Below are 26,157 nucleotides of genomic sequence, written 5' to 3' on the forward strand. Positions count from 1 at the left end.
CTGACATGGTAGAGAAGTTTGATGCCATCGTCGTCGGCGCCGGGCCTTCCGGCAACTCGGCGGCATATACCCTGGCCAAGGGTGGCTTGAAGGTCCTGCAGATCGAGCGCGGCGAGTATTCCGGCTCGAAGAACGTCCAGGGCGCGATCATGTATGCCGACGCGCTGGAGCGGATCATCCCCGATTTCCGCGACGACGCGCCGCTGGAACGCCACATCATCGAACAGCGCATCTGGCTGCTGGGCGACGACAGCTATATCGGCACCAATTACCGATCCGACAGCTTCAACAGCGAGCGCCCGAACCGCTACACCATCATCCGCGCCCAGTTCGACAAGTGGTTCAACGAGAAGGTCCGCGAAGCCGGCGCCCTCGTGATCTGCGAGACGACGGTCACCGAACTGCTGCGCGATGCCAACGGCAAGGTCTATGGCGTTCGCACCGACCGCGAGAACGGCGAGGTCCATGCCGACGTGGTCATCATGGCCGACGGCGTCAACGCCCTGCTGGCCCGCCGCGCCGACCTTCAGCCGGAGCTGCCGCCCGAGAACGCGGCGCTGGCGGTGAAGGAGATCCACTTCATCGACCCCGCGCTGATCGAGCAGCGGTTCCAGGTGAAGGGCGACGAAGGCGTCGTCATCGAGATGATGGGCAAGGTCACCGGCGGGATGGTCGGAACCGCGTTCCTGTACACCAACAAGGAATCGCTGACCATCGGCATCGGCTGCCTGATCTCCGACTTCAAGGAGAAGGGCATCGCCCCGTACAAGCTGCTCGAGGACCTGAAGAACCATCCGGTGATCAAGCCCCTGATCCAGGGCGGCGAGGTCAAGGAGTATGCCGGCCACCTGATCCCGGAAGGCGGTTACAAGGCGGTCCCGCAGGTCTGCGGCGACGGCTGGATGGTGGTCGGCGACGCCGCCCACCTGAACAACGCCGCCCACCGCGAAGGGTCGAACCTGGCGATGACCAGCGGCCGCTTCGCCGCCGAGACGCTCATCGAGCTGAAGAAGCAGGGCAAGGCGCCGGTCGCCGCCAATCTCGCCCTCTACAAGAAGAAGCTCGACGAGAGCTTCGTCATGAAGGACCTGAAGAAGTACAAGAACCTGCCGGAGATCATGCACATGTCGCCGCAGTTCTTCAGCGCCTATCCGGACCTCTTGAACGGCGCCGCCCACAATCTCTTTACCGTGGATAATGTCGACAAGAAGACCAAGGAGAACCAGATCCTGAAATCGTTCGCCAAGCGGCGCTCGCTGTTCGGACTGGTCGGTGACGCATTCAAGCTGGCGAGGGCTTTCCGATGAGCATGATCAAGGTTGAAGACAAGCTTTACCAGAACCGGTACATCGTCGACGAGAACCGTCCCCACATCTACATCAAGGACGCCGAGGTCTGCGCGTCCAACTGCAAGGGCCAGCCGTGCACCTTCTGCTGCCCGGCGAACTGCTACACGAAGGACGACGCCGGCGGCGTCAATCTCGTGACCGACGGCTGCCTGGAATGCGGCACCTGTCGGGTCATCTGCCAGGACCATGGCAATGTCTCGTGGAACTATCCGCGCGGCGGCTACGGCATCAGCTACAAGTTCGGCTGAGGTCGGATCCGATCCGCGGAACGGGGCGCTTCCACGCCCGTTCGGCGGCAGCAAAACGAAAGGGCCTCGGGAGGTTCGCTCCCGAGGCCCTTTTGCTTGGCTGCCGCCGCGGAGAGAGGTCAGTTGACCAGGGTCACCGCGCGTCGGTTCTGGGCCCAGGCCTGCTCGCCGGACGCGCCGATCGCCGGCCGCTCCTTGCCGAAGCTCAGCGTCGCGATGCGGTTGGGCGAAATGCCCTGGGTGACGAGATAGTTCCTGACCGAGTTGGCACGGCGGTCGCCGAGCGCCAGGTTGTATTCCCGCGTGCCGCGCTCGTCGGCGTGACCCTCGATCGTGACGGTCACGTTGGCGTACTGCTTCAGCCACTGGGCCTGCCGTTCCAGCGTCGCCCGGGCCTCCGCGCTCAGATCGACCTGGTCGTATCCGAAGAACACCCGGTCGCCGACGCTGTTGGCCAGATCCTGCTGGGAACCCGGCATCACGCCGCCGGCACCGGGACGCGCACCCGAAAGGCCGCCGGCACCCCCGATGCCTCCGACCCCGACTCCGCCCGGGCCGCCCGCGCCCACTCCGCCGATCGGGGCTCCGTTCACCGCGCCCATGCCGCTGCTGCTCGAGGCGTCCCACGGAGCCGACTCGCAAGCCGTCAGAACGAGCAGGGCGCCCACTATCCCCATAAGCTTCAACCGCATTGCATACCCTTTATGACGACTGGCCTAGATTTGTCCGCAGACACATAGAATAAATATGGCTACTAAACCGTTAACGAAACCAACAAGAAGCCGATTGGCGGCATTCGGCCCCTGCGACATCGTAGCCAAGTGATAGCTGTCACATACCCATCTGCGCAAACTCGATTAGAGTGTGATCCGGTAATGTGGCGGCGAAATCGGATTTGGTACGGCCGCCCCGGCATCACCCCTTCCTGAGTAGCTTCCCGCTCAACCACTCACCCCCAGAAAACGGCCATGTCGATCCTTCCCACCGGCTCACCGGCGGTGGACACACGCACTCCGCCCAGGCGGACCATCCTTTCCCTGACCCTAATGGCTGCGGTCATCGCCGGCACCGCGATGACCCACCTCGGCATCTGGCGCGGCCAGACCGCCCCGGTGGATGTGGCGGCATCGCCAAGCCGCCTGCAGTCGGTGTCGTACAGCCCTTCAGGCCGCGACTTCAGCCCGGAAGACGACCAGCACGTGTCGGTCGCCGACATCCGGAAGGACATGGCGGCGATCAACGGGATCGCCGACGGGATCCGGACCTATACCGTTTCCGACGGTCAGGACCGCGCGCCCGGCGTGGCGGCCCGCATGGGCCTGAAGGTGAGCCTGGGCATCTGGCTGAACGCCGATGCCGAACACAACAGGCAGGAGATCGACCAGGCCGTGGCGATCGCGCGCAGCACGCCCAACGTCGTGCGGGTCGTGGTCGGCAACGAGTCGCTGCTGCGCGCCGACCAGACCGACGAGAGCCTCGCGGCGCTGGTCGCCGAGGTGCGGGCACGGGTGCCGCGGCGCATCCCCGTGGGCACGGCCGACACCTGGTCGGAGTTGCTGAACGCGCCGAAGACGGTCGCGGTGTCCGACTTCGTCGGCATCCACACACTGCCGTACTGGGAAAAGCTCGACAGCTCCGGCGCCTTGCCCTACGCCATGGACAAGATCAAGCGCATCCGGCAGGCCTATCCGGGCAAGCCGATCTGGGTCGGCGAAATCGGCTGGCCGTCGGACGGCGACAATTTCGGCAATGCCCACGCGTCGCGTCCCGAGCAGGCCCGGATCATCCGTGAATTCGCCCAGGACGCCAAGCGCATGGGCGTCGAGTACAACGTGATCGAGGCGTTCGACCAGCCCTGGAAGACCGCGATCGAGGGCAGCCCCGGCCCGTTCTGGGGCGTGCTCGACGCCGACCGGCAGCCCAAGTGGCAGCTCCAGGGCGCGGTCGAGCCCAAGCCGGAAGCCTTCGCGGTCGGCGTCGCCTCGGTGCTGGTCGGCGTGTTCCTGTCGCTGCCCGCCCTGTTCCGCCGGCGTGCCACCGTCCTGCAGACCCTGCTGTGGTCGATCGCCGCCCACGGCTCGGCCGGCATGACCGCCTGGGCCGTCCTGGCCGCCATGGGCGTCTATCCGACCATGGGCACCGTGATCATGTGGGGCAGCGGCCTGACGCTGGGCGGCATCCTGCTGATCCTGGCGCTCGCCGACCTGGACGAGATGACCCGCACCCTGCTGGGCCGCCGGCCGACCCGCCTGCTGCCGGCCGAGGGCGCCGCGGCGCTGATCCGCAACGCCGGCGTGGCCGTGCGGGAGCCGATGGTGTCCGTCCACATCGCCGCCCGGAACGAGGATCCGGCGATGCTGAACGCCACCCTGGACAGCCTGGCCGCCCAGGAGTACGGGGCCTTCGAAGTGGTCGTCGCAATCAACAATACCGACGACATGGGCCTGATCACCCCGGTCGAGGACCATTGCCGGGCCCTGAACGAGCGGCTGGGCCGCACCGTGTTCAAGTTCGCCAACTTCAACCCGATCACCGGCTTCAAGGCGGGCGCTTTGAACCGCGCCCTCCGGATCACCGCCGACGAGGCGGAGGTGATCGCGGTGCTGGACGCCGACTACGCGGTTTCGCCCCAGTGGCTGAGCCGGCTGGCTCCCGCCTTCTCGGACCCGGCCGTCGGCCTCGTCCAGGCGCCGCAGGAGCATCGTGACGGCGACCAGTCGCTGCTGAAGCGCCTGATGGCGGCCGAGTACCGCGCCTTCTTCGACAGCGGCATGGTCGAGCGGAACGAGGACAACGCCCTGATCGCCCACGGCACCATGATCATGGTCCGGCGCTCCGCCCTGGAGGACCTGGGCGGCTGGTCCGAGTGGTGCATCGTCGAGGACACCGAGTTGGGCCTGACCCTGCTGGAGCAGGGCTGGAAGCAGCACTACACGACGGAACGGCTGGGCGCCGGCATCACGCCGGACAGCTACAAGGACTTCCGCCAGCAGCGCCACCGCTGGGCCTACGGCTCGGTCCAGATCATGAAAGCCCACCTGCGGGCCCTGCTGCCCGGCGCCAAGGGGCTGAACGGCGCCCAGAAGTTCCATTTCTGGACCGGCTGGGCGCGCTGGTGGTCCGATGCCCTGGGGCTTATCGCCGGTGCCGGCGCCATCACGTGGACCCTGCTGGCGACCGTGCTGCCGCTGCACCTGCCGCCGCCGGAGGTGACGGCGATCGCCATCGCGGCGCTGATGCTGCGCGCCGCGGCCAGCATGGCGCTGACGAAGTTCGCCTCCCGGCACGGTTGGGGCGAGACGGTCGGCACCGCGCTGCTGGGCATGAGCCTGAACTACACCGTCGGCGCCGCCGTTCTGAAGGGTCTGTTCACCAAGCACGAACCCTTCAAGGTGACGTCGAAGGGCAAGCGGAAGAAGGCGGCGAAATTTCCCGCCGTGCCGGAAGCCGTGCTGGCCGGGTTGCTGGTGGTCTGCTGCCTGATCGCGACCGTGCTCAACCATGCCGGGACCGTGTCGCTGACCCTGTGGACGATCCTGCTGGCTGTCATGGCGGTGCCCAACCTGATCGCGGCGCTGCTGGCGGCGACCGACCTGATGCCGGTCCGAGAGAAGGCCGCCGACCCCATGCCGGAGCCGGTCGCCGTTCCCTCGGCGGCACCCCAGCCGGCCGGCGCGCTGGTCGTCGACGCAGTGGGGGGCTGACCGTCTCCGGGCCTGCCTTATCGTGACGTGAAATGCGACGGCGCCCTGCCGGAGGTCAGACGATCTCCGCCAGGGCGTCGGCATTTTCGTCCAGAAGACTGCCGATCCTCCCGAGCGCAGCGGCAAGGCTGTCGAGGTCGGGCGCCGCTCCCAGCGAGATCCTGACGGAGGCGTCGGGTGCCGGTCCGACGGCGAAGGCGGTGTCGGGGACCAGGGCAAGGCCGAAGCGCCGGGCCTGGGTGGCGAAGCCGGTGGCGCTCCGGCAGGCGGGCAGCCTGAGCCAGATGTGGTGACCCTGGCCGTGAGCCGCGAAGCTGCCGGCCGGCAGGATCCGGCGGGCGACGTCCTGACGGCGGGCCGCCTCGGCCCGGATGTCCTCGACCAGACGCAGGGCGGTGCCATCCTGAACCCACCGTGTCGCGACCGCGGCCGACAGGGGCGGAACCATCTGGCAGACCGCCCGCAGCGCTGCCTGGATCCGGGCGGCGCAGCGATCGTCGGGAGCGACCAGATATGCCACCCGCAGGGCCGGCAGCAGGCACTTCGACAGCGTGCCGAGATACCAGGTCCGGTCGGGCGCAAAGGTCGCCAGCGGCGGCGCCGGCGCTGACGGCAGCAGACCGTAGGCGTCGTCCTCGATCACCGCCAGCCGATGGCGCCGGGCGATTTCCGCCACGGCGGCCCGGCGCGCCGGCGGCATGGTGGCTGCCGTCGGGTTCTGGATGGTGGGGATGGTATAGAGCGCCGCCGGCTTCAGCCGGGCGCAGGCGGCATCCAGGGCTTCGGGAAGCAGGCCGTCCCCGTCCATGGGCAGCCCCTCCAGCGCGATGCCGGTCTGGACGGCGATGGCCCGCAGGCCCGGATAGGTGAACTGCTCTGTCAGGACCGTGCTGCCCGGCGGTGCCAGGGTCGTCAGGAGCGCCATGAGCGCCGCCTGTCCACCGGCCGTGACCAGGACGCGGGACGGCGGGACGGTGCCGAGCAGGGGGGCCAACCACCGGGCCGCGGCGGCGCGCTCCGCAGTGCCGCCGGCACTGGGATGGTAGCTGAGCACCCGGGCAGCATCGCTTCGCCGCAGGATCGCGGCCATGGTCTGGGAAAGCTTCGCCGGGATGGCCGCCGCCGGGGGCTGCGGCGGCAAGTTCATCGAAAGGTCGATTTCCGCAGGCAAGGGTTCGACCATGGGAGGCTGCGCCAAAGGGCCGCGTACGAACGTGCCGCGTCCGGCCGCGGCATCCACCAGTCCGCGCCGGCGCGCTTCGCCATAGGCCCTGGTCACCGTCGTCAGGTCCAGGTCGAGGGCGGCGGCGAGAGCCCTGTGGGTGGGCAGGCGTTCACCCTCCGGCAGGGTCCCGGCGGCGATGCCCTCCTGGATCGCATCCGCCAGAGCGAGATAGATCGGACCGGAAGCGTCGGAAAGATCGGGTATCCAGGAGCAGGGTGCGGAGTCCTCCTTCAAGCTTCGCTCCCCTTTTCACGATTCCCGATCGGCCGCCAACGCGTATCCGGCATTTGTCAGGGCTGGTCGCGCGGGGTCAAGCGGCCTTCGTTCGCCTTGTTGATGTATTGCGAACAGACCAGCCAGCCCTTCAGCGGCCGGAGCAATGCCAGGCAGGATCCCACCAGCAGCGGCAGGGTGGTCACCAGATGGACCCAGATCGGCGCCTGGAACGCCAGTTCCAGCCACGCCGCGAACGCGACGATGGGGAAACTGACGATGGACATGGCGAAGAAAGCCGGGCCATCGGCCGGATCGGCGAAGGAGAAATCGAGGCCGCAGACTTCGCACCGCTTCGTCAGGGTCAGGAAACCGTTGAAGATATGACCCTTGCCGCACCGGGGGCACAACCCCCGTGTACCCAGTTCCAGGGAGCTTTTGCCGAGAGGCTCGCTATAGGGTTCCATGTCGATGCACCGATTGTATGGATCAATTCTATGGGCAATGTATTCGAACATGACATCCATACAAGGATGAATGTCAGGTCTTGGTGTCCAGGTCCTGCACCCGGCCGGGCTGGTTCCCGGTTGCCGTGGGGCATTGAGGGTACGAAATCGGGGCATTCGACTGGAACAACCCCTTCGATCCGACGTTTAGCTCCGTCAGGCCGCATCGGCGCGGCCCCGTTCAGGCGCGGCTTTCCCCAGCACTTGCTCCTGCGAAGCGACCTAGGCTCGAGGTCGTGACGGACTCTGGTGTGTTTCATGGTACAGGACAGGCGGCGGTTCATGGTGGGTGGGAAAGGTAACAGGACGGGCGACGAAAGATCGCTCGACGTGGAGGGCGGCGGCCAGAGCGCCGGCCGCTCCGCCAGTGGCGACCTGGACCGCGGCAACGCCTACTCGCCCACGGGAACCGCGGGCGCCCGCCACTGGCAGGAGAGCTACATCACCCGCCCGGGGCTGGACGACCGCAGCAGCGTGTTCTTCGCGGCCGTCGAGATGACGCGAATGCCGATGCTGGTGACCGATCCCAACCAGCCGGACAATCCGATCGTCTTCTCCAACCTCGCCTTTCTCGAACTGACCCAGTACGAAGAGAGCGAGGTACTGGGGCGGAACTGCCGTTTCCTCCAAGGCCCGCAGACGGACCCCGAGGCGGTGGACGAGATCCGCGCCGCGGTGACCGAGCAGCGGGCGGTCGCGGTGGACATCCTGAACTACCGGCGCGACGGAACCCCGTTCTGGAACGCGCTCTTCATCGGCCCGATCTTCGATCAGGACGGAAACCTGCTCTACTTCTTCGCATCCCAGATGGACGTGACCCGGCGGCGCACGTCGGAGCAGGCGTTCCGTCAAGCTCAGAAGATGGAGGCGATCGGACAGCTCACCGCTGGGCTGGCCCACGACTTCAACAATCTGCTTCAGGTCATCTCCGGCAATCTGGAGATCGCCGCGTCCCGGGCCGGCAACGACGAGGTGCTGCACCGCGCGATCGACCGGGCCGGCCGGGCGGCCGGGCAGGGGGCGAAGCTGACCCAGCAGCTGTTGACTTTCGCGCGCAAGCAACGGCTGGAGCCGCGGCGGGTGAACCTCAATTCGCTGGTGGTCGAGTTCAGCGAAATGCTGGTCCGGACGATCGGCGACAAGGTCGACCTGCGGCTCGATCTCAAGCCGGGGCTGCCGTCCAGCACGCTGGATCCGGTGCATTTGGAAATGGCATTGCTGAACGTGCTGATCAATGCACGCGATGCGATGCCTGACGGCGGCAGGGTGACGGTCGCGACCGCGACCCGGACGTTGAACGGGAAGGCCGCCGCCCACCAGCTTCCTCCGGGAAGCTACGTGGTGCTGTGCGTGACCGACGATGGCCAGGGCATGCCGCCGGAGGTGGCGCGGCGTGCGACCGAGCCCTTCTTCACGACGAAATCGCCGGGTACCGGCCTCGGCCTCGCCATGGTTCACGGCTTCGTCCAGCAGTCCCACGGGCGGCTGGAGATTGAAAGCCGGCCCGGGGAGGGAACCGCCGTGCGGATGATCTTCCCCGTGGAGATCACGCGCCCGGGCCTTCCCGAGCCGGAGGTGGTCGGCGGGATCGGGCGCGAGGAAGACAGGTCCGGTGCCGGTCCGGTCAGGACCATCCTGGTGGTCGAGGACAATGACGACGTCTGCCATGTGGCGGAAACCCACCTGCGGGGCCTGGGCTACCGCGTGGTTTCGGCCCGCAGCGGCGAGCAGGCGATCGAATTGCTGGACGACCGGGATTCCATCGATCTGCTGTTCACGGATCTGGTCATGCCGGGAGGGATGAACGGGTTGGTGCTGGCACGGCGGGTGCGGGAGCGTTTTCCCAGCCTCCCGGTGCTGCTCACGACCGGATACACCGATGAGGAGGCCGCACCGGGAGCGGACTGGTCGGGAATGGATATCCTGAACAAGCCATACCGGCGCACCGACTTGGCCGAGCGGGTGCGGGCGGCGCTCGGCGACGGCGGATCCGCTCGGCCGGTCGACGCGGAAAGATTTCAGCACGAGGGGTGAAGCCGACGTGGCGCATGTGCTTTTGGCCGAGGATGAGGCTTTGATCGCGCTGATGTTTCAGGACGCATTGGAAGGAGAGGGACACCGGGTCACCGTGGCGCGGGACGGTATCGAAGCTCTGGAGGCGGATGCTCGCGACCCGGCGGAAGCCCTGGTCACGGACTTGGCGATGCCGCGCATGGGCGGGCGCGAACTGCTGGATCGCCTGCGCGAACGGCGGCCGGACCTGCCGGCGGTGGTCGTGACAGGATATGCCGGCGAGGTCCACCTGGGTGCCCCGCTGACCGTCCTGCTGGCCAAGCCGGTCAGCCCTCGTGCCCTGACGGCCCGGCTGACCGAGTTGCTGGCCGACAGCGGTACCCTTCGGGACTTCTGAGCCCCGCTTTCTCGCGGGCGACAGGGTGATGTTCCGATGGCTTGACGTGCATATTCGGAAAGTCTGATGCGCGCCGGGCTTTTTCTGTTGCAACCAATTCGCGGCGAGACCATTTTCCGCAGTGCAGCAGCGATGCTGCGACGCCTCTTTGGGCGTTTCCTCCCTAGACTCAGGCCGCCCTCGGGCGGCCTTTTTTTCTTCTCCGCCGGGCGCGATCCGTCAACGATCCGCAAGCCGCCGAGAGGCGGGGGCCGCGACGCTTGTTCATCGGGCATGCAAACGCTAGTGTCCCATCCGCATCACGCCCCCGACACCCGGAACGATCGGGCCGGACTCTCCGGTCCCGGTACGGGGCGGCATTGCATCAACGAAGAGCGCGTTCTTTGAGAAGCGCCTCAAGAAAGCGGCGAGGGAGTGGAGGCGACATGCCCGAGGGTAACAACACGCGCGTGGTGCTGGCGGAGCGGCCGGTGAACCGGGCTCCGGTGGAAGGCGATTTCCGGATCGAGCGGGTACCGCTCGCCGATCCGGCCGACGGCGAGGTGCTGATCCGCAACGGCTTCCTGTCGCTCGACCCCTATATGCGGGGCCGGATGAGCGCCGCGAAGTCATACGCCGAGCCGGTGCAGGTCGGCGGCGTCATGCCCGGCGAAGCGGTCGGACAGGTCGTCGCGTCGCGGCATCCCGCTTGGCGCCCCGGCGACATGGTGCTGGGCAATACAGGCTGGCAGGAATTCGGGGTGCTTCCCGGCGAGCGGATCACCCGCATCGATCCCAACTTGGCTCCGGCCTCCTATTATCTGGGCGTGCTGGGCATGCCGGGAATGACCGCCTACTGCGCACTGCTCTACCTGGGCGAGCCGCAGCCGGAACAGACCGTGCTGGTTTCGGCGGCATCGGGCGCCGTCGGTCAGGTGGTCGGCCAGATCGCGAAGATCCGCGGCTGCCGGGTGGTCGGCATCGCCGGGTCGGACGACAAGCTCGCCTATGTCCGCGACCAGCTCGGCTTCGACGCGGCGCTCAACTACAAGGATCGGGACGGCGGGACCAAGGAGTTCGAGACCCTGTCGCGGGAGGTGGCCGACTGCTGTCCCGACGGCGTGAACGTGTACTTCGACAATGTCGGGGGAGTCGTCCACGACGCGGCCCTGGCCAACATCGCCCTGCACGGCCGGGTCATCGTCTGCGGGACCATCGCGGTCTACAACGAGTTGGAGAAGCGTGACATCGGCATCAGATGGATGAGGCAGCTTCTGGTCAAGAGGGCCCGGATGGAAGGCTTCCTGGTCTTCGACCACGCCCACAGGACAGAGGAATTCCGCCATACCATGGCCGGATGGCTGAGCGAGGGCCGCGTCACCTACAAGGAGGACGTGGCCGAAGGGATCGAGTCCGCGCCCCGGGCGTTCATCGGGATGCTGGCCGGAGCCAACCGCGGCAAGCAGTTGGTCCGGATCAGCCAGGACTGAGACCGGAGGTGCTGGGCGCCAGGAGCGCTCAGCCCGCCTTGCTCGTGGGTTGCTGCTGCTGGGCCGGCTCGTTGGCGAAGCCGTTGTTGAGCGCCCAGATCGCGGCCTGCGTCCGGTTGGTCGCGTTGATCTTGCGCAGCAGGCTCTTCAGGTGGACCTTCACGGTGGCTTCCGTGATGTTCAGGTGGTTTGCGACCACCTTGTTGCTGTCGCCGTTCAGCAGGCAACGGACGATCTGCACCTCGCGCTGGGACAGGCCCTTGCGGGCGCTCGGCATGTCCAGGGTGCTGGTGTTGATCCGCCCGCTGATCAGCAGGGCCGCCAGATGGGTCGGGAAAACCTTCTCGCCCATCATGACGAGGCGGAGGGACTGGATCAGCGCATCGGCCGACAGATCCTTCATCAGGCAGCCGTCGGCACCCGCGGCAAGGGCCGAGATCAGCCGCTGCGGGTCCATGTCGGCGGCCAGCAGCACGATCCGGCCGTCCGGCAGCAGGTCGCGCAGGGTCCGCAGGGTTTCGGTTTCCGTGTCGCTGTTCCAGGTCATGTCGAGCAGCACGAGCTCGACCCTCAACCCGCCTTGCACGAGGGAGACGCCCTCGGCGACGTTCTGAGCTTCGCCGGAGATTTCGAACTTCTCCCCGCTCAGAAGGAGCTTCAGGCCTTCGCGGAACAGCTTGTTGTGGTCGATCAAAAGGACCTGTACAGGAGGCATTGGGTTCCTCAGAGGTATAAATGAAACCATCCCAACTTACCTCAAGGCGACAGGATGAAAGTGGAAAAATAAGGCCTTTTTGTCGCCTATTTAGGGTTATTGTCTTTATGGATTAACACATATTCCCCCAATTTTCGAGAAGAATCAGTCCCGGCTCTTTTGGCGATAAGCGCGCGCTAATTCTTGCCGATCTTTTGCGAATTTCGGTGCCGGGATTAAATCCGTCGGCTCGTGCTTCCGGTGAAATCGCGCCTTGCTTATGGTGACGGGGAGTCCCACATTAGGGGTGTCGATGCTGTTCTGGTCTTCCACGTCTACCGTCCCTCGTGCCGGTACTGGTCTACCCTCAGTCACCTCGATGCCCTATCCGCGATATTGCGCGGGGCAACGCCAGCTTGGGAGAGACATATGTCCACTGGCACCGTGAAATGGTTCAATAGCACCAAGGGCTTCGGCTTCATTCAGCCGGACGATGGCACCCAGGACGTGTTCGTCCACATTTCGGCCGTCGAGCGCGCCGGCCTCGGCAATCTCCAGGAAGGCCAGAAGCTTTCCTACGAGATCGTCCGCGACCCGCGTCGCGGCAAGAGCTCGGCGGAAAGCCTCCGGGCCCTCTGACTGGTACGGGACGGGCGGCTTCGGCCGCCCGTTTTGTTTTTGGCCCGGTCTCCCTCCAGGTGAACCGGCCCCGGTTCGGTTCCTGAAGGCGACCCCGAACAAGGGAGGTCACCATCGTGGATCTTGCTGCCAAGCTTCCCGATATGACGGACAGCGCCCTCGCCACGCTGAACGGAAATGCCTCGCGCCTGCTGCAGAGCGGCACGACGGCTCAGAAGAAAGCCGCGACGGCCCTGATGCCGGCGCTCGAGCAGGAACTGGCGTCCCGCCGGCAGGCCAAGCAGGCCGCCAAGCAGGCGTCGGACGCGGCGCGCCCCGCATCCGCCCGCAAGCGCGCGAAGGCGAAGGCGGCCGAGTAGAACCCGGACCGCCCGGTATCTGCCGTTCCTCAGGCCAGCCGGGCCTGCTGCCACCCCAGCTCCGCCAGCAGCGGCGCCATGCCGCCGACCGCGTCGGCGTCGGCCGAACTGGCGTTGCCCTGGAGTGCCCGAGCGCGCACCCCTTCGGCGATCGCGGCGATCCTGAACAGGCCGAAGGCCATGTAGAAGCGCCAGTTGTCGATCCCGGCGCGGCCCGTCCGTCTCGCATAAGCCGCCACATACGCGTCCTCGGTCGGCAGTCCGAGCGCTGCCAGATCGAGTCCGCCCAAGCCGGTCAGGGCCTTCTGCCCGGTCGGCAGGTGCCAGATCATGCAATTATAGGCGAGATCGGCCAGGGGATGGCCGAGGGTGGACAATTCCCAGTCCAGGACGGCCAGGACCCGCGGCTCGGTCGGATGGAAGATCATGTTGTCGATCCGGAAATCCCCATGGGCGATCGCCGTTTCGTCCCCAGGCGGCCGGTTCGCCGGAAGCCACTCGATCAGCCGGTCCATGGCAGGCATCGGCTCGGTCCGGGCGGCTTGGTACTGGCGCGTCCAGCGGTCGATCTGGCGGCCGATGTAGTTGTCCGGCTTGCCGTAGTCCGCCAGGCCCGCCGCGCGCCAGTCGACTGTGTGGAGCCGGGCCAGCGTGTCGTTCATGGCGTCGAAGATGCCGGCGCGCTCGTCCGGCGACAGGCCGGGCAGGGCCGGGTCCCAGAATATGCGCCCCTCGACGAAATCCATCACGTAGAACGCCGTCCCGATGATCGAGGTGTCCTCGCACAGCAGGTGCGGAGTCGCCACGGGGAAGCCGGCGCTCTTCAGCCCGGCCATCACCTTGTATTCGCGCTCAATCGCGTGGGCGGAGGGCAGCAGGGTGCCCGGCGGCTTCTTGCGCAGGACATAGCGCCGGTCCGGAGTGTCGATCAGGAAGGTCGGGTTCGACTGGCCGCCCTTGAACTGCTTGATGGCCGCCGGACCGCGAAAGCCCGGCAGGGTCGCGGTCAGGTAGGAGACCAGGGCGCCCTCGTCGAACCGGTGCGCCTCGCGCACCGCGCCGGTATCGGTCTTTCCGGGATTGGGCTTCGTCGTCATGGCTTTCTCCGGGTGTCAGAGCGGGTCGGAGATCGTGGCGCCGCCGTCGGCGACGATGACCTGTCCCGTGACGAAACGCGCGGCGCGCGACGCCAGGAACGTGGCGATACCGCCGATATCGTCCGGATCGCCGATCCGTCGCAGGGGCGTGCGCTCCTCGACGCGCTTCAGCAGGTCGGGGTTCTCCCACAGGGCCCGCGCGAAGTCGGTCTTCACCAGGCCCGGGGCGATGCAGTTGACCCGGATGCCGCGCGGCCCCCATTCGACCGCGAGATTGCGGGCGAGCTGCGCTTCCGCCGCCTTGGAGACGCCGTAGATGCCGATCACGGGATTGCCGGTCAGGGCGGTGATGCTGGACAGCAGGACGACCGCGCCGTCCCCCCGCTCCGCCATCTGCGGAAGGACCATGTTGCACAGCCAGAAGGTGCTGCGGACATTGGTGCCCAGGATCTTGTCGAAGGCCTCGTCGCTGACCTCGATCGATGGGCCGTAGACCGGGTTGGTCGCGGCGTTGCAGACCAGCACGTCGATCCGCCCCCAGGTTTCCAGCGTGGTATCGACGAGGGTGCGAAGTTCCTCCTTGCGGGAGATGTTGCACGGCACCGCCATCGCCTCGAAGCCGGCGCGCCCCAGTTCCTCGGCCACGGCGGCGCAGGCGTCCGCCTTGCGGCTGGAAATCACCACCTTTGCGCCGGCCCGCGCCATGCATTCCGCGATCGACCGGCCGATCCCCCGGCTGGAGCCGGTGATCAGGGCGACCTTGCCCGTCAAGTCGAACATGCGCTTCCCCTCAGGTTCCTGTCTTTGGAGCGAAGCCCGTGGCATGGTGCCCCGCCTTTCGTGAACCGCAAGCCGAGGCTTCTGGATTCACTCAAACGTTTGTTCTAATTCTACGCCATGGGGCGGGGCCTGTCGAGCGGGCTCCGTCCATGGACCCAAGGAGAAACCGACATGACGGACCGTCCGTTCAACCGCGTGCTTCTGACCAACGACGACGGCATCGGCGAGCCGGGCCTGGAGATCCTGGAAGAGGCCGCGGCCACGCTGGCGCATGAAGTCTGGGTGGTGGCGCCGGAACATGACCAGAGCGGCACGGCCAACTCCATCAGCCTGCACCAGCCGATCCGGGTCCGCGAGCGCGGGCACCGGCGCTACAGCGTCAACGGAACGCCGGCCGATTGCATCCTGATGGGCGTGCAGCACCTGATGGGCGACCAGCGTCCCGACCTCGTGCTGTCCGGCATCAACGCGGGCGCCAACCTGGGAGACGACGTGGCCTATTCCGGCACGGTCGCCGGCGCCATGACCGCCCTGTTCCTGGGCATCCGCGGGATCGCGCTGAGCCAGTCGTACCGCACCCGCAACTCCGTGCCCTGGGAGACCGCCGCCCACTGGGCGCCGAAGGTGATCCGGACGCTGACGACGGGCGGCTGGTCGGGCAATCTCTGCTACAACGTGAACTTTCCCGACATCCCGCCGGACGAGGTCACCGCGATGGAGGCGGTCCGCCAAGGCGAGGGCGGCATCCTCAACATCGGCATCGAACAGCGGGAGGATACCCGCGAGAAAGCCTATTATTGGCTGCGCTTCCTGCGCGAGCGCCGCGAACTGGCCCCGGATACCGACGTCGCCGCGCTGAAGCGGGGCGCGGTGGCCGTCACTCCGCTGAAGTTCGACCGCACCGACCTGGACGCCATGGCCGATCTGCGCAAGACGCTATCCTGACGCCGAGGCCGTCTCCGAGACCGCTGCCCTGGCCGACGCGTGCGGTCCCTGGAACCCGGCCACCGCGAAGTCGATCATCCGCTCGATCAGCGCGTCGGTGTCCTCCAGGTCGCACAGGCCGCCGGAGATGGCCTCCAGCCGGCCCAGGTCGGTGATGGTGTAGTGCATGAGCGCCAGCGTGAAGTGCAGGCGCCAATAGATCTCCTCCTGCGGCAGATGGGGCATCGCCCGGCCGAGCGGCACCACGAAACGCTGCAGGTGCCCGACATCCTTGTCCATCAGGGCGCGCATCTCCGGCGTTCCGTCGGTGCGTACCCGTGCCATGAACTGGATGAAGACCGACAGCCCGCCGCTGGGGTTCTGGGTCCAGCGGATCGGCGGGCACAGGAGGGCGTGCAGGATCTCGCGTAGCGGTACCGGCCCGCCGGCGGCCCGCGCCTCCGCTTCCTTCAGCAGGGCCACGCGCTCCCGGTTGAGGTCGGCGGCGCGGCGCTTGAACACCGCCAGCAGCAAGGCGTCCTTGGAGCCGAAATGATAGTTGACCGCGGCCAGATTGACGCCCGCGGCGGCCGTGATCTCCCGCAGGGACACGCTGGCGAAGCTCCGCTCCGCGAACAGTCGCTCCGCCGTGTCCAGGATGATCTCCTTGGTCTCCAATCCGCGCATGATCCAGTTCCGCATTCAAACAGCGTTTCAATCTTAATTCATACGTTCGCTTCAATCAATGACGACGGGGCGCGATATGCCCATGGACAAACGGCCTGTAAAGGATCTATCGTCTCCGATTGAAACGATCGTTTGAATGAATTTTCCGATCAGGGAGAGAACGCCGTGTCCGCCAGCCTCCAGACCGCCTCCGACGCCTCCGGCCTGCGTGACAGGCTGCTCGCCTTCATGGACCGGCACATCTATCCCAACGAGGCGGTATGGCATGAGCAGCACGCCGCCCAGGCCGATCGCTGGCAGGCCCCGCCGATCGTCGAGGAACTGAAGGCCAAGGCGCGGGAGGAGGGGCTGTGGAACCTGTTCCTGCCCGCCAGCGAACTGGGCGCCGGGCTGTCCAACAGCGACTACGCGCCGCTGTGCGAGATCATGGGCCGTTCCTTCATGGCGCCGGAGATCTTCAACTGTTCCGCGCCGGACACCGGCAACATGGAGGTCCTGGTCCGTTACGGCACGCCGGAGCAGAAGGAGCGCTGGCTGAAACCGCTGCTGGCCGGCGAGATCCGCTCCTGCTTCGCCATGACCGAACCGGACGTCGCGTCTTCCGACGCCACCAACATCGAATGCCGGATCGAGCGCGACGGCGACCATTACGTCGTCAACGGCCGCAAATGGTGGTCGTCGGGGGCCAACGACCCGCGTTGCAGGATCGCGATCCTGATGGGCAAGACCGACCCGTCCGCGCCGAAGCACCGGCAGCAGTCGATGATCCTCGTGCCGTTCGACACGCCCGGCGTCGAGGTGGTCCGGCCGTTGACCGTGTTCGGTTACGACGACGCGCCCCACGGCCATGCCGAAGTGACCTATACCGATGTCCGCGTTCCCGCCTCCAACATCCTGCTGGGCGAAGGCAGGGGCTTCGAGATCGCGCAGGGACGCCTGGGTCCGGGCCGCATCCACCATTGCATGCGCCTGATCGGCCAAGCCGAGAGGGCGCTGGAAGCCATGTGCGCCCGCGCCCACGCCCGCGTCGCCTTCGGCAAGCCGTTGGCCCACCAGGGCGCCCTGCGGCACGAGATCGCGCGGTCCCGAATCGAGATCGAACAGGCGCGGCTTCTGGTGATGGAAGCGGCGCGCCGGATGGATGCCGTCGGCAACAAGGAGGCTCGGGGCCTGATCGCGATGATCAAGGTGGTGGCGCCCAATGTCGCGCTGGCGGTCATCGACCGGGCGATCCAGGTCCATGGCGGCGCCGGCGTCTGCCAGGACCACCATCTGGCTTATGCCTGGGCCTCGGCCCGTACCCTCAGGCTGGCGGACGGGCCGGACGAGGTTCACCTGGAGTCCGTCGCTCGACTGGAGCTGGCGAGGCACGGCTGAGCCGCATTATCCGAAAACGTCGCCGATAAAGAGGCTTCCCGCCCGGACTGCGGAAGGGATAAAACGCTTCCCGACGTGTTTACGGTTCCGTGCCGCGCCTCGGCGGCACGGGATACAGGGAAGGATCGGCTTCTGCATATGACTTGGCGATGGCTCAAGGTGGTGGCGCTCGGCGCCGCGCTGGTCCTGACCGGCGCTCCGGCGGTGGAACGCGGGCCGTCGGGCGGCCGCGTCGAAGTCACGCTGGGCGCGGACCATGCCGAGGCTCGGCCGAGGTCGGGCGGATCGCGGTCGTCGGGCGGCTATTCCCGTCCCAGCAGCAGCTATTCGCGCACGCCGTCGTTCGGGACACCCAGCCGGTCGAGCAGGACGCCGTCGGCCAGCGGCGGCTATTCGAGGCCGTCGACCTCGGGCGGCGGCATCTTCGGCTCGGGTACGCCGTCTGCCGGCGACCGCGCCATGTCGCGCCAGTCCGGCGGCGACGCGCTCAGCCGCTACCGCGAACAGCAGCAACCCCCGCCGGCGGCGGCTCCGACGGCTCCCAGGCCGGATTACGGCACCCAGTACGGCGGGCAGCGCCGCAGCGGCGGCTCCGGCTGGGGCTGGGGTTCCGGCGGAAGCTACGGCGGAGGCGGTTATGGCGGATCGTTCGGCCGTGGCTACTCGACGGGCGGATACGGCGGCGGCTTCGGCGGCTGGAGCGGCGCGCGCGGCTGGTCGGTGCCCGGCTACGCGGCCCGGTCGGCATCCCGGTTCGGGATCTGGGACGGCTTGTTCCTGTGGTTCCTGCTCGACAACCTGACCCGCCCCGGCTACGCCGACTTCTTCCATAATCATCAGAACGATCCGGGCTACCAGCAGTGGCGGGCCGAGGCCGACCGCCTCGCCGCCGACAACGCGGACCTGCGGGGGAAGTTGAACTCGCTCGACCAGTCCCTGGCTGGCAAGCAGGGACAGCCCCGCGATCCCGAATACCTGCCGCCCGACACCCCGCGCGAGGTGGCGCTGGCGGAGACCGCGGACGCACCCGGCGGTTCGGGCGGCGGCTTCGGCGAGTTCGGCTTCGTGTCGATCCTCCTGGTCGGCGGGGGCGTGATTTTCCTGGTCTGGCTGTGGCGCAAGCAGAGGGGCGCGCGGCCCGCCCGTTCCGGAGGGAGTGGCTCCATGAGCAATCTGAAGACCGCGGGCAACATCCTGCGCCAGAAGCTGTCCGGCGAAACCTACACGCCGTCGCTGTTCCGGGTGGGCATGACGCTGACCATGGACCCGACGCCCTTCATCCTGGCCGGCGGGACGACCAAGGTCACGGCGCCCAGCGAGGTCTCCGGCTCCAACATGCTGGTCAGCGTCGCCATGGTCTCCACCGTCGGCGACGGCGCCGCGACGCTGCACCGGCTCTACCTGCCGGAGGAGACGGGGTTTTTCCAGATTCACCTGAACACCGCGGGACAGCCGGACGAATGCCGCTTCTTCTCCCTGGTGGACGAGGTCCACCCCGGCAGCGAAGAGGAGTGGGGATTCTGGCTGGACCGGCGCGAAGGCATGATCGGCTGGCCGGAGTTCCAGACCAAGGACGGGAAGGTCTACCCGCGTGCCTGGGCGCCCGGGGCCTCGCGCATCCAACCGCACACCTTGTACGAGAACGGCACCGACGCCAAGGGCATGACCGTCCGGACGCTCACCACCATGCTCTACGCCGCCCCGACCGGGGCCGCCGATCCGGCTCCGCCGACCGAATACATCATGGTATCCGCGGTGGAGGAGGGCAGCCGGGCCTGGGTGGATATCCACGCCGGCATCGACGTCAATCCCGCCATGCTCTCGCTCGCCTGAACCGACCCGCCACCAAAGAAGCACGGACACCCCATGGAAACCGATTTCGGCACCGTCCTCTCCAGCCTTGGCCAGGGCCTGCCCGTCCTGCTGCTGCATTTCGTGGTGACCCTGCTGCTGCTGGCGCTCGGCGTCGCCTGCTACACCGCGATCACCCCGTTCAACGAGCGGCATCTCGTCCGCGGCGGCAACGTCGCGGCCGGCATCGTCTATGGCGGCACCATCATCGCGTTCGCCATACCGTTGGCCGCCACGCTGGCCACCAGCCTGTTCCTGCTCGACATCGTGATCTGGGGCCTGATCGCCCTGGTTCTCCAACTCGCCGCTTTCGGCATCGCGACCCTGCTGTTCCGCGACATGCGGCCCATGATCGAAGGCGGGAACGTCGCGGCGGCACTGACGCTCGCGGGAATTCAGATCGGAATCGGTCTGTTGAACGCTGGCGCGATGGCAGGCTGATGCCCAAATCTGCATCGACCAATTTGGCAAGGAGCCCTAGATGATCTCGTTCATTCGCAACCTCGTCGGTGTCAAGACGGACCGCGCCGTCCAGGCCAGCGTCGAGGCGCTGGTCCGCTGGGATCCGCAGGCCGCGACCGAGGCCGAACTGCGCACCATGGAGCAGCATCTGGACGACCTGGGCCTCCAGGTCGCCCACGCCCGCGCCAGCTACGAGCGGGAGAAGAAGGAAGCCGACGCGATCAATTCCCTGTCGCGCCAGCGCCTTGCCGCTGCGGAGCAGATCGAGAAGCAGTTGGCCGCGGAGAGCGATCCGGGCCGCAAGGCCGCCTTCGAAAAGAGCCTGAACACCCTGGTCTCCATGCTGGAGGAGATGGCGCCCGAGATCGAGCGCGAGGAGGCCGAGGCCAAGGATGCCCAGGACTTCCTGCAGATGCTGGAGCAGACCTACGCCGACGCCGGGGCCAAGCTGAAGCGCGCCCGCAGCGATCTCGACCGCGCCCAGCGGGACATGTCGCGCGCCCAGCAGCAGCGCGATGCCGCCGAGCGGCGCGCCGAGGCCGCCCGGCAGGCCGCCGGGCTGGCGAGCGCCACCAGCGGGCTGAGCGTGGCGCTGAAGGCCATGCAGGACTCGGCTGCCCGCGACATGGCGTCGGCCGACGCGGCGGCGTCGAAGGCCAAGCTGCTGAAGCCGACCAAGCCGGAGGAGGACGATCCGAACATCGCGGCCGCCCTGCGGCTGGCGTCGGGCCAGGCGCCGGCCCCGGCCGCCCTTTCCGACCGGCTGGCTGCGATCCGCGCACGCAAGTAGTTCCTCATGCTTCCCGATCGGTGTCCGCCCCGTCTCCCGGGGCGGGGCGGGCACCGGCGCGCCTGACTGCCGGGTCCCGCTTCGCTCCACCTCGGCTGCGGTCCATCGCCTGATCGCATGGGCAGTCACGCCTCGCGTCATGCCGGGGGCAGGATGATCCGGTGGCGGGTGCCGCCGGCGTTCTCCACCGACATGTGGGCTCCGGCCTGAATCGCCAGCCGCCTGACCAGCCGGAACCCCAGACTGCGCGCCCGCTCCGGCGACTCGGCGGCGGGGAGGCCGACACCGTCATCGGCGATGGTGACGGCGACGGTTCCGTCGCGTTCCCGGCGCGCCTCTACCCGGACGGTGCCGGCCCTGTCGCCAGGGAAGGCGTGCTTCAGCGCGTTGGTCAGGAGTTCGTTGACGATCAACCCGATCGGGACCGCCCGGTCCAGCGAGAAGGGGATCTGATCGACTTCGACCTCGAAGGCGATTCGCTCCTGCATGTCTCCGACGACCTGGACCAGGGATCGGATGTAGTCCCCCAGGTCGACGTTCGCGAAGTTCCCGGCCTCGTGAAGCTGTTCCTGCGCCAGCGCGATCGAGCGGACTCGCCACGCCGTCTCCTGCAGCTTGCTCCTGACTTCGGGAGCCTGTGCGGTGCCGGCCTGCATCTCGAGCAGGCTTGAGATGAGCTGCATGTTGTTGCGGACCCGGTGATGCACCTCCCGCAGCAGCACGTCCTTGTCGTCCAGCGCCCGCTTCATGTCGGTTATGTCGATACAAGAGCCGAAATAGCCGGCGAAATTGCCGTCGGAATCGTTGTATGGGCGCCCGTTGTCCAGGAGCCAGCGATACTCGCCGTCGTACCGCCGGAGCCGGTACGGCATCGTGAAGCACTCCCGCCTGTCGAAACTGGTCGTGTAGATCTCGACGCAACGATCGTAATCCTCGGGGTGGACGCCCTCGGCCCAGCCGAATCCGATCTCCTCTTCCATCGTCCGGCCGGAGAATTCGAGCCATGGCTGGTTGAAGAAATCGCATGCCTTGGTCAGGTCCGACCGCCAGATCATGACCGGGGCGTTATCGGCAAGCAGGCGGAACTGATGTTCGCCGTCCCTGTCCGCCTTCGACATGCTGGTACTCCTCGGTATGGCTGTGACATCATGCGCGTCGAGCGGGAAGTGTAGCCTGCCAATCGGCAACATGCGAAGAAAGCTAAGATGGATGCAAGGCTTGGGCTGCGCCGGTTCCAACCACCTTACCAGGTGCCGGGCGGTATACTCCGCGGATTCCCCTGTCGGCGGATCGGAGCAGCCTTATCGCACGCTCCGCGTCCTCATAGTCGAGGATGAGGCCATCACCGCCATGCATATCGAGGACATGGTCGTCGAACTCGGGCATGACGTGGTCGATGTCGTCGATACCGGGCCTGCGGCCGTCCAGGCCGCGGTGAGGCTTCGACCCGATCTCGTGCTGATGGATATCCGGCTTGCCAGAGGCACGGACGGTATCGCCGCCGCCTTGGAGATCAGGGGAGGTCTCGGCATCCGCTCCATCTTCATGAGCGCCCAGACCGACCCGCTTACGCGGCAGCGTGCCGACGTCGCGCAGCCCTTCGGCTATCTGGTGAAACCTTTCGCCATGGATCAAGTGGCGGATGCACTCGGCGGAGCGCTGACCGAGATCGACTGACCGGCCCGACTCCGTCCTTTGGGGCGGCGCGCGCGGGGAAGAGCCGTGCGCCGGTGTATGATCCCGAGCGAGGTCGCCCGACCGTCCCTAGGCAAGGCGGCATAGGGCAGCGGCGGACGTCCCGGCCTGCCCGTATGACATTCTATGTAACCGCCTTATACTCCCGATCACCGCGACACTTCGAATTCTAACCTTCAGCTCGATTACCGTTTCGCGCAAAACCGAATAGCCTCCTTCCCATCAGGCAAGAGCGGTTTCCAAGCGAAGTCCAGTCTCCGAGCTTTCTTGCGCGACCGGAAGCCTTCACCTGCTCACCGAGGAGGAATCATGACAAAGAACGGGCTGTCGAACTCCGGTGAGCCGGACGACCGGCGTCCAGGGAGCATGATCATGGGGACAGCCAGGATCATCGATTTCCAGCGGGCAGCCGCCGCACGCACCGGGCGGTCCGGAGAACGTCGGAGTCCGCGAACCGATGGCCTCGGCGTGCTCCAGGCCCGGATCGGCTCGCTCCGCCATCAGGTCGACCTGCTGTCCGTCCATCTGGGGCTGATGCAGTGCAGGCTCGAACTCATGTCGTTTTCCATCCAGGAAACCACCGACTTCTGCGCCGACTGCCACGAGGCCATGGCGATGACGGATATCGACGCCATGGAAAGGGCGCGGGACGATCTGCGGGACAGGCTGGGGGAGCGAGCCGCGCTTTGGCGGAATCCCGCGGATTTCCGCTTCGATGCGCCACCTGCGTGATTGACTCATACGTTTGTTTGAATATACAGTCCCGCCAAGCCCGGACACCAGGGCATTCAGGAAGAACAATCCCCTCTAGGGAGGTTACGCAGATGACGCCGGTTTCCGGCCTCTCCGTCGCTGCCGGCTTGGCCCCGACCTTCGGGACCGGGCCGGTGGTCGCGTTCCGCCGGTCTGGCCTTGTCGGAGCGTGATGCCGAGCCTGCTGCCAAGCTTGCTGATCGACCGGCGCGACCTGGATTTCCAGCTCTATGACGTGCTCCGGGTCCAGGACCTGACCGCACGCGACCGTTTCGCCGAGCACAGCCGCGAGACCTTCGATGCGTCCATCGATACGGCGCTTCGGCTGGCCGAACGGTACTTCGCCCCTCACAACCGCAAATCCGATCTGGAGGAGCCCCGCTTCGACGGTTCCAGGGTCCATGTGACTCCGGAAGTCCGGGAGGCGCTGGATGCCTTCTCCAAGGCCGGCATGATGGCCGCCGGCCAGGACTTCGAACTCGGCGGGATGCAGCTTCCCCATACGGTGGCGCTGGCCGGCTTCGGGCTGTTCAAGGCGGCCAACATGGCGACCGCCTCCTATCCCATGCTGACCATGGCGGCCGCCAACCTGATCCTGGCCCACGGGTCGGAGGAGCAGAAAGCCCGGTACGTCCCGAACATGCTGGCCGGGCGCTGGATCGGCACCATGGCGCTGACGGAGCCTCATGCCGGCTCTTCCCTGGCGGACATAAGGACCACGGCGGAGCCCGCCGGCGACGGTACCTGGCGGCTGACCGGCAACAAGATCTTCATCTCCGGCGGCGACCACGACCTGTCGGAGAACATCGTCCACATGGTGCTGGGCCGCGTCCGCGGCGCGCCGGCGGGGATCAGGGGCATTTCCCTGTTCCTGGTGCCCAAGTTCCTGGTCGAGCCCGACGGTTCCCTCGGGCGGCGCAACGATGTGGCGCTGGCCGGCCTGATCCACAAGATGGGCTGGCGCGGCACCACCTCGACGATGCTGAATTTCGGCGAGGGGGAGGGGGCCGTCGCCTGGCTGGTCGGCGAGCCGAGCCAGGGCCTCTCCTACATGTTCCATATGATGAACGAGGCCCGGATCGCGGTCGGGCTCGGCGCCGTCATGCTGGGCTATACCGGATACCTCCACGCGCTCGACTATGCCCGCAGCCGTCCCCAGGGACGCCCGGCGGGAGCGAAGGACCCGTCGACCCCGCAGCGGCCCATCATCGAGCATGCCGATGTCCGCCGCATGCTGCTGGCCCAGAAAGCCTATGTCGAGGGCGGGCTGGCGCTTTGCCTCTACGCCGCCCGGCTGGTCGACGAGCGGCGGACCGCCGCGGACGAGGGCGCCCGGCGCGAGGCGGGACTCCTGCTCGACATCCTGACGCCGCTGGTCAAGGCCTGGCCGGCGCAGTATTGCCTGGAAGCCAACGATCTCGCCATCCAGGTCCATGGCGGCTACGGCTATACCCGCGAATACCCGGTCGAGCAGTTCTACCGCGACAACCGGCTGAACCCGATCCACGAGGGCACCAACGGCATCCAGGCGCTGGACCTGCTCGGCCGCAAGGTGACCATGGAGGGCGGTGCCGCCTTCAGGCTGCTGGCCCGCGAGATCCGCGCCGCCATCGACCGGGCCGCGAGCGGGGAGGCCGCCGGTCACGCCGCAGATCTGGCACGCACCTGGGACCTGATCGAACGGGTCACCTCGACGCTGGCCGCCGGACCATCCGACCGCGCGCTCGCCAATGCCTCGCTGTACCTGGACCTGGTCGGCCACGCCGTCGTCGCCTGGATGTGGCTGAGGCAGGCCGTCGCGGTCCGGGAGCATCCCGATGCGGCATTCAGGTCGGGCAAGCTCCAGGCCTGCCGCTATTTCTTCCATTACGAGTTGCCGCGCGCCCGGGCCCATGCCGAGGTGCTGCTCTCGCTCGATCCGACGCTGCTCGACATGCGCCCGGACTGGTTTTGACCGACCCCACATCTTTCTGGAAGAATTGCCCATGAGAATCGGAATCGTCGGCGCCGGGATGATGGGCGCGGAGATCGCCCTGAGCTTCGCCCTCGCCGGGAACGAGGTGCGGCTGCACGACAGCGACGCGACTTCGGTCGAGCGCGCGATGGCGCGGCTCGGCGAGGTGCTGGACAAGGGCGCCGCGCGCGGCTTCTACAAGGCGGAGGACAAGCAGGCGACGCTCGACCGCCTGCTGCCGACGCCGGACCTTGCCGCTTATGCCGACCGCGAGTTCGTGATCGAGGCGGTGTTCGAGGACGTCTCGGTCAAATCCGAGGTCTTCCGCCGGCTGGACGCGATCTGCGTGCCCGACTGCCTGCTCGCCAGCAACACCTCGACCATCCCGATCTCCACGCTGGCGGCGGCGCTGTCGGCGGGGCGTCGGGGCCGCTTCCTCGGCACCCATTTCTTCTCGCCGGTCAGCCGCATGAAGCTTGTCGAGGTGATCCCCGGCTTCGAGACGGCGCCGGAGGTGGTGGAGCGGGTTATGGAGATCTGCCGGGCCGCCGCGAAGGAACCGATCAGGGTGAAGGACGTCGCCGGATTCGCGGTCAACCGGGTGCTGCACGCCTTCCTGATCGAGGCGGTCCGCCTCGCCGAGGAGGAGGTCGCGACGCCGGAGGACATCGACAAGGCGTGCCGCCTGGGCCTCGGTCATCCCGTCGGTCCGTTCGAACTGATGGACCTGGTGACCAACGGGCTGACGCTCCAGGTGCAGGAGATCCTGCACGACGCCTACGGCCCGCGCTTCCTGCCGCGCCCCCTCCTGAAGCAGCGGGTGGCGGCCGGCCACCAGGGGCGCCGCACCGGCCGCGGGTGGAAAGCCTACGGCCGCTAGAGCTGTTCCCGATCAGGTCGGTCCGCCCGAGGCAGCTGATCCGATGCGTTGCGCCATGGGCACAACCTACAAACGTTCGCCCGCATCGCCT

General features: G+C 67.1%; 25 protein-coding genes. 17 read left to right on the top strand and 8 right to left on the bottom strand.

The features are described 5' to 3' along the window. Positions 1 to 5 precede the first annotated feature (5 nt). On the top strand, positions 6 to 1,307 hold the full coding sequence (locus IGS68_RS09350; protein ID WP_201079241.1) for an FAD-dependent monooxygenase: 1,302 nt from the start codon (positions 6 to 8) through the stop codon (positions 1,305 to 1,307). Continuing rightward, entirely contained in the window at positions 1,304 to 1,597 is a 294-nt protein-coding gene (locus tag IGS68_RS09355) for a ferredoxin family protein (protein ID WP_201079243.1), read from the top strand. The genes IGS68_RS09350 and IGS68_RS09355 overlap by 4 nt, the downstream gene beginning before the upstream one ends. 119 nt (positions 1,598 to 1,716) lie before the next feature. On the opposite strand, the gene pal is transcribed toward IGS68_RS09355, so the two are convergent. Next, a complete protein-coding gene (gene pal / locus IGS68_RS09360; protein WP_201079244.1) occupies positions 1,717 to 2,289 on the bottom strand; it encodes a peptidoglycan-associated lipoprotein Pal in 573 nt (190 codons plus the stop codon). A 276-nt stretch (positions 2,290 to 2,565) separates the two neighbouring features. Here pal and IGS68_RS09365 point away from each other — a divergent pair, with 276 nt between their 5' ends. Beyond that, positions 2,566 to 5,301, top strand: a complete 2,736-nt coding sequence (locus IGS68_RS09365; protein ID WP_201079246.1) for a glycosyltransferase — start codon at positions 2,566 to 2,568, stop codon at positions 5,299 to 5,301. A 55-nt stretch (positions 5,302 to 5,356) separates the two neighbouring features. On the opposite strand, the gene IGS68_RS09370 is transcribed toward IGS68_RS09365, so the two are convergent. Both IGS68_RS09370 and IGS68_RS09375 read right to left on the bottom strand, forming a co-directional pair. Further along, on the bottom strand, positions 5,357 to 6,760 hold the full coding sequence (locus tag IGS68_RS09370; protein ID WP_201079248.1) for an aminotransferase-like domain-containing protein: 1,404 nt from the start codon (positions 6,758 to 6,760) through the stop codon (positions 5,357 to 5,359). 56 nt (positions 6,761 to 6,816) lie between these two features. Beyond that, entirely contained in the window at positions 6,817 to 7,206 is a 390-nt protein-coding gene (locus IGS68_RS09375) for a DUF983 domain-containing protein (RefSeq protein WP_201079250.1), read from the bottom strand. A gap of 297 nt (positions 7,207 to 7,503) precedes the next feature. Between IGS68_RS09375 and IGS68_RS09380 the strand changes: the two genes are divergently transcribed. The 3 genes from IGS68_RS09380 to IGS68_RS09390 all read left to right on the top strand — a co-directional run bounded on the left by IGS68_RS09380 (position 7,504) and on the right by IGS68_RS09390 (position 11,124). Further along, positions 7,504 to 9,279, top strand: a complete 1,776-nt coding sequence (locus tag IGS68_RS09380) for a histidine kinase famiy protein (RefSeq protein WP_201079252.1) — start codon at positions 7,504 to 7,506, stop codon at positions 9,277 to 9,279. A 52-nt stretch (positions 9,280 to 9,331) separates the two neighbouring features. After that, complete coding sequence (locus IGS68_RS09385) at positions 9,332 to 9,655, top strand: response regulator (RefSeq protein ID WP_201079254.1); 324 nt, start codon at positions 9,332 to 9,334, stop codon at positions 9,653 to 9,655. 425 nt (positions 9,656 to 10,080) lie between these two features. After that, positions 10,081 to 11,124, top strand: coding sequence for an NADP-dependent oxidoreductase (locus tag IGS68_RS09390; protein WP_201079256.1), 1,044 nt, complete (start codon positions 10,081 to 10,083; stop codon positions 11,122 to 11,124). Between the two features lie 28 nt (positions 11,125 to 11,152). On the opposite strand, the gene IGS68_RS09395 is transcribed toward IGS68_RS09390, so the two are convergent. Beyond that, positions 11,153 to 11,839, bottom strand: coding sequence for a LuxR C-terminal-related transcriptional regulator (locus IGS68_RS09395; protein WP_201079258.1), 687 nt, complete (start codon positions 11,837 to 11,839; stop codon positions 11,153 to 11,155). A 408-nt stretch (positions 11,840 to 12,247) separates the two neighbouring features. Between IGS68_RS09395 and IGS68_RS09400 the strand changes: the two genes are divergently transcribed. Both IGS68_RS09400 and IGS68_RS09405 read left to right on the top strand, forming a co-directional pair. Next, positions 12,248 to 12,457, top strand: a complete 210-nt coding sequence (locus IGS68_RS09400; protein WP_158046181.1) for a cold-shock protein — start codon at positions 12,248 to 12,250, stop codon at positions 12,455 to 12,457. A 116-nt stretch (positions 12,458 to 12,573) separates the two neighbouring features. Beyond that, the gene (locus tag IGS68_RS09405; protein WP_201079259.1) at positions 12,574 to 12,816 is read left to right on the top strand and encodes a hypothetical protein; all 243 of its coding nucleotides are present in this window, start codon (positions 12,574 to 12,576) and stop codon (positions 12,814 to 12,816) included. A gap of 29 nt (positions 12,817 to 12,845) precedes the next feature. Here IGS68_RS09405 and IGS68_RS09410 read toward each other — a convergent pair whose 3' ends face one another. Both IGS68_RS09410 and IGS68_RS09415 read right to left on the bottom strand, forming a co-directional pair. Continuing rightward, complete coding sequence (locus IGS68_RS09410) at positions 12,846 to 13,913, bottom strand: phosphotransferase (RefSeq protein WP_201079261.1); 1,068 nt, start codon at positions 13,911 to 13,913, stop codon at positions 12,846 to 12,848. Between the two features lie 15 nt (positions 13,914 to 13,928). After that, complete coding sequence (locus IGS68_RS09415) at positions 13,929 to 14,693, bottom strand: SDR family NAD(P)-dependent oxidoreductase (RefSeq protein ID WP_201079264.1); 765 nt, start codon at positions 14,691 to 14,693, stop codon at positions 13,929 to 13,931. A gap of 171 nt (positions 14,694 to 14,864) precedes the next feature. On the opposite strand from IGS68_RS09415, the gene surE reads away from it, so the two are divergent. After that, positions 14,865 to 15,638 carry a 5'/3'-nucleotidase SurE gene (surE, locus tag IGS68_RS09420; RefSeq protein ID WP_201079266.1) on the top strand — a complete coding sequence of 258 codons (774 nt, stop codon included), beginning with the start codon at positions 14,865 to 14,867 and terminating at the stop codon, positions 15,636 to 15,638. Here the strand turns inward: surE and IGS68_RS09425 are convergent. Continuing rightward, entirely contained in the window at positions 15,630 to 16,304 is a 675-nt protein-coding gene (locus IGS68_RS09425; protein ID WP_201079268.1) for a TetR/AcrR family transcriptional regulator, read from the bottom strand. The two genes, surE and IGS68_RS09425, sit on opposite strands and share 9 nt — an antisense overlap. A gap of 165 nt (positions 16,305 to 16,469) precedes the next feature. Here IGS68_RS09425 and IGS68_RS09430 point away from each other — a divergent pair, with 165 nt between their 5' ends. The 4 genes from IGS68_RS09430 to IGS68_RS09445 all read left to right on the top strand — a co-directional run bounded on the left by IGS68_RS09430 (position 16,470) and on the right by IGS68_RS09445 (position 20,784). Then, positions 16,470 to 17,681 (top strand): acyl-CoA dehydrogenase family protein, encoded by a 1,212-nt coding sequence (locus tag IGS68_RS09430; RefSeq protein WP_256445758.1) that lies wholly within the window; start codon positions 16,470 to 16,472, stop codon positions 17,679 to 17,681. 138 nt (positions 17,682 to 17,819) lie between these two features. Next, on the top strand, positions 17,820 to 19,514 hold the full coding sequence (locus IGS68_RS09435; RefSeq protein WP_247881251.1) for a DUF2491 family protein: 1,695 nt from the start codon (positions 17,820 to 17,822) through the stop codon (positions 19,512 to 19,514). A gap of 33 nt (positions 19,515 to 19,547) precedes the next feature. Then, positions 19,548 to 19,973, top strand: a complete 426-nt coding sequence (locus IGS68_RS09440; protein ID WP_201079270.1) for a DUF350 domain-containing protein — start codon at positions 19,548 to 19,550, stop codon at positions 19,971 to 19,973. Positions 19,974 to 20,013: 40 nt separating this feature from the next. After that, complete coding sequence (locus IGS68_RS09445) at positions 20,014 to 20,784, top strand: hypothetical protein (protein WP_201079272.1); 771 nt, start codon at positions 20,014 to 20,016, stop codon at positions 20,782 to 20,784. 137 nt (positions 20,785 to 20,921) lie between these two features. Here the strand turns inward: IGS68_RS09445 and IGS68_RS09450 are convergent, their stop codons facing one another. After that, on the bottom strand, positions 20,922 to 21,902 hold the full coding sequence (locus IGS68_RS09450) for a sensor histidine kinase (protein ID WP_201079274.1): 981 nt from the start codon (positions 21,900 to 21,902) through the stop codon (positions 20,922 to 20,924). Positions 21,903 to 22,134: 232 nt separating this feature from the next. On the opposite strand from IGS68_RS09450, the gene IGS68_RS09455 reads away from it, so the two are divergent. From IGS68_RS09455 to IGS68_RS09470, 4 genes are all read left to right on the top strand, one after another. Continuing rightward, a complete protein-coding gene (locus tag IGS68_RS09455; protein WP_201079276.1) occupies positions 22,135 to 22,461 on the top strand; it encodes a response regulator in 327 nt (108 codons plus the stop codon). A 327-nt stretch (positions 22,462 to 22,788) separates the two neighbouring features. After that, positions 22,789 to 23,211 (top strand): hypothetical protein, encoded by a 423-nt coding sequence (locus IGS68_RS09460; RefSeq protein WP_201079278.1) that lies wholly within the window; start codon positions 22,789 to 22,791, stop codon positions 23,209 to 23,211. A 193-nt stretch (positions 23,212 to 23,404) separates the two neighbouring features. Then, a complete protein-coding gene (locus IGS68_RS09465) occupies positions 23,405 to 25,186 on the top strand; it encodes an acyl-CoA dehydrogenase (protein WP_201079280.1) in 1,782 nt (593 codons plus the stop codon). A gap of 31 nt (positions 25,187 to 25,217) precedes the next feature. Next, positions 25,218 to 26,066 (top strand): 3-hydroxyacyl-CoA dehydrogenase family protein, encoded by an 849-nt coding sequence (locus tag IGS68_RS09470; protein ID WP_247881252.1) that lies wholly within the window; start codon positions 25,218 to 25,220, stop codon positions 26,064 to 26,066. Positions 26,067 to 26,157 lie beyond the last annotated feature (91 nt).

Source organism: Skermanella sp. TT6 (assembly GCF_016653635.2).
Classification (GTDB): Bacteria; Pseudomonadota; Alphaproteobacteria; order Azospirillales; family Azospirillaceae; genus Skermanella; species Skermanella cutis.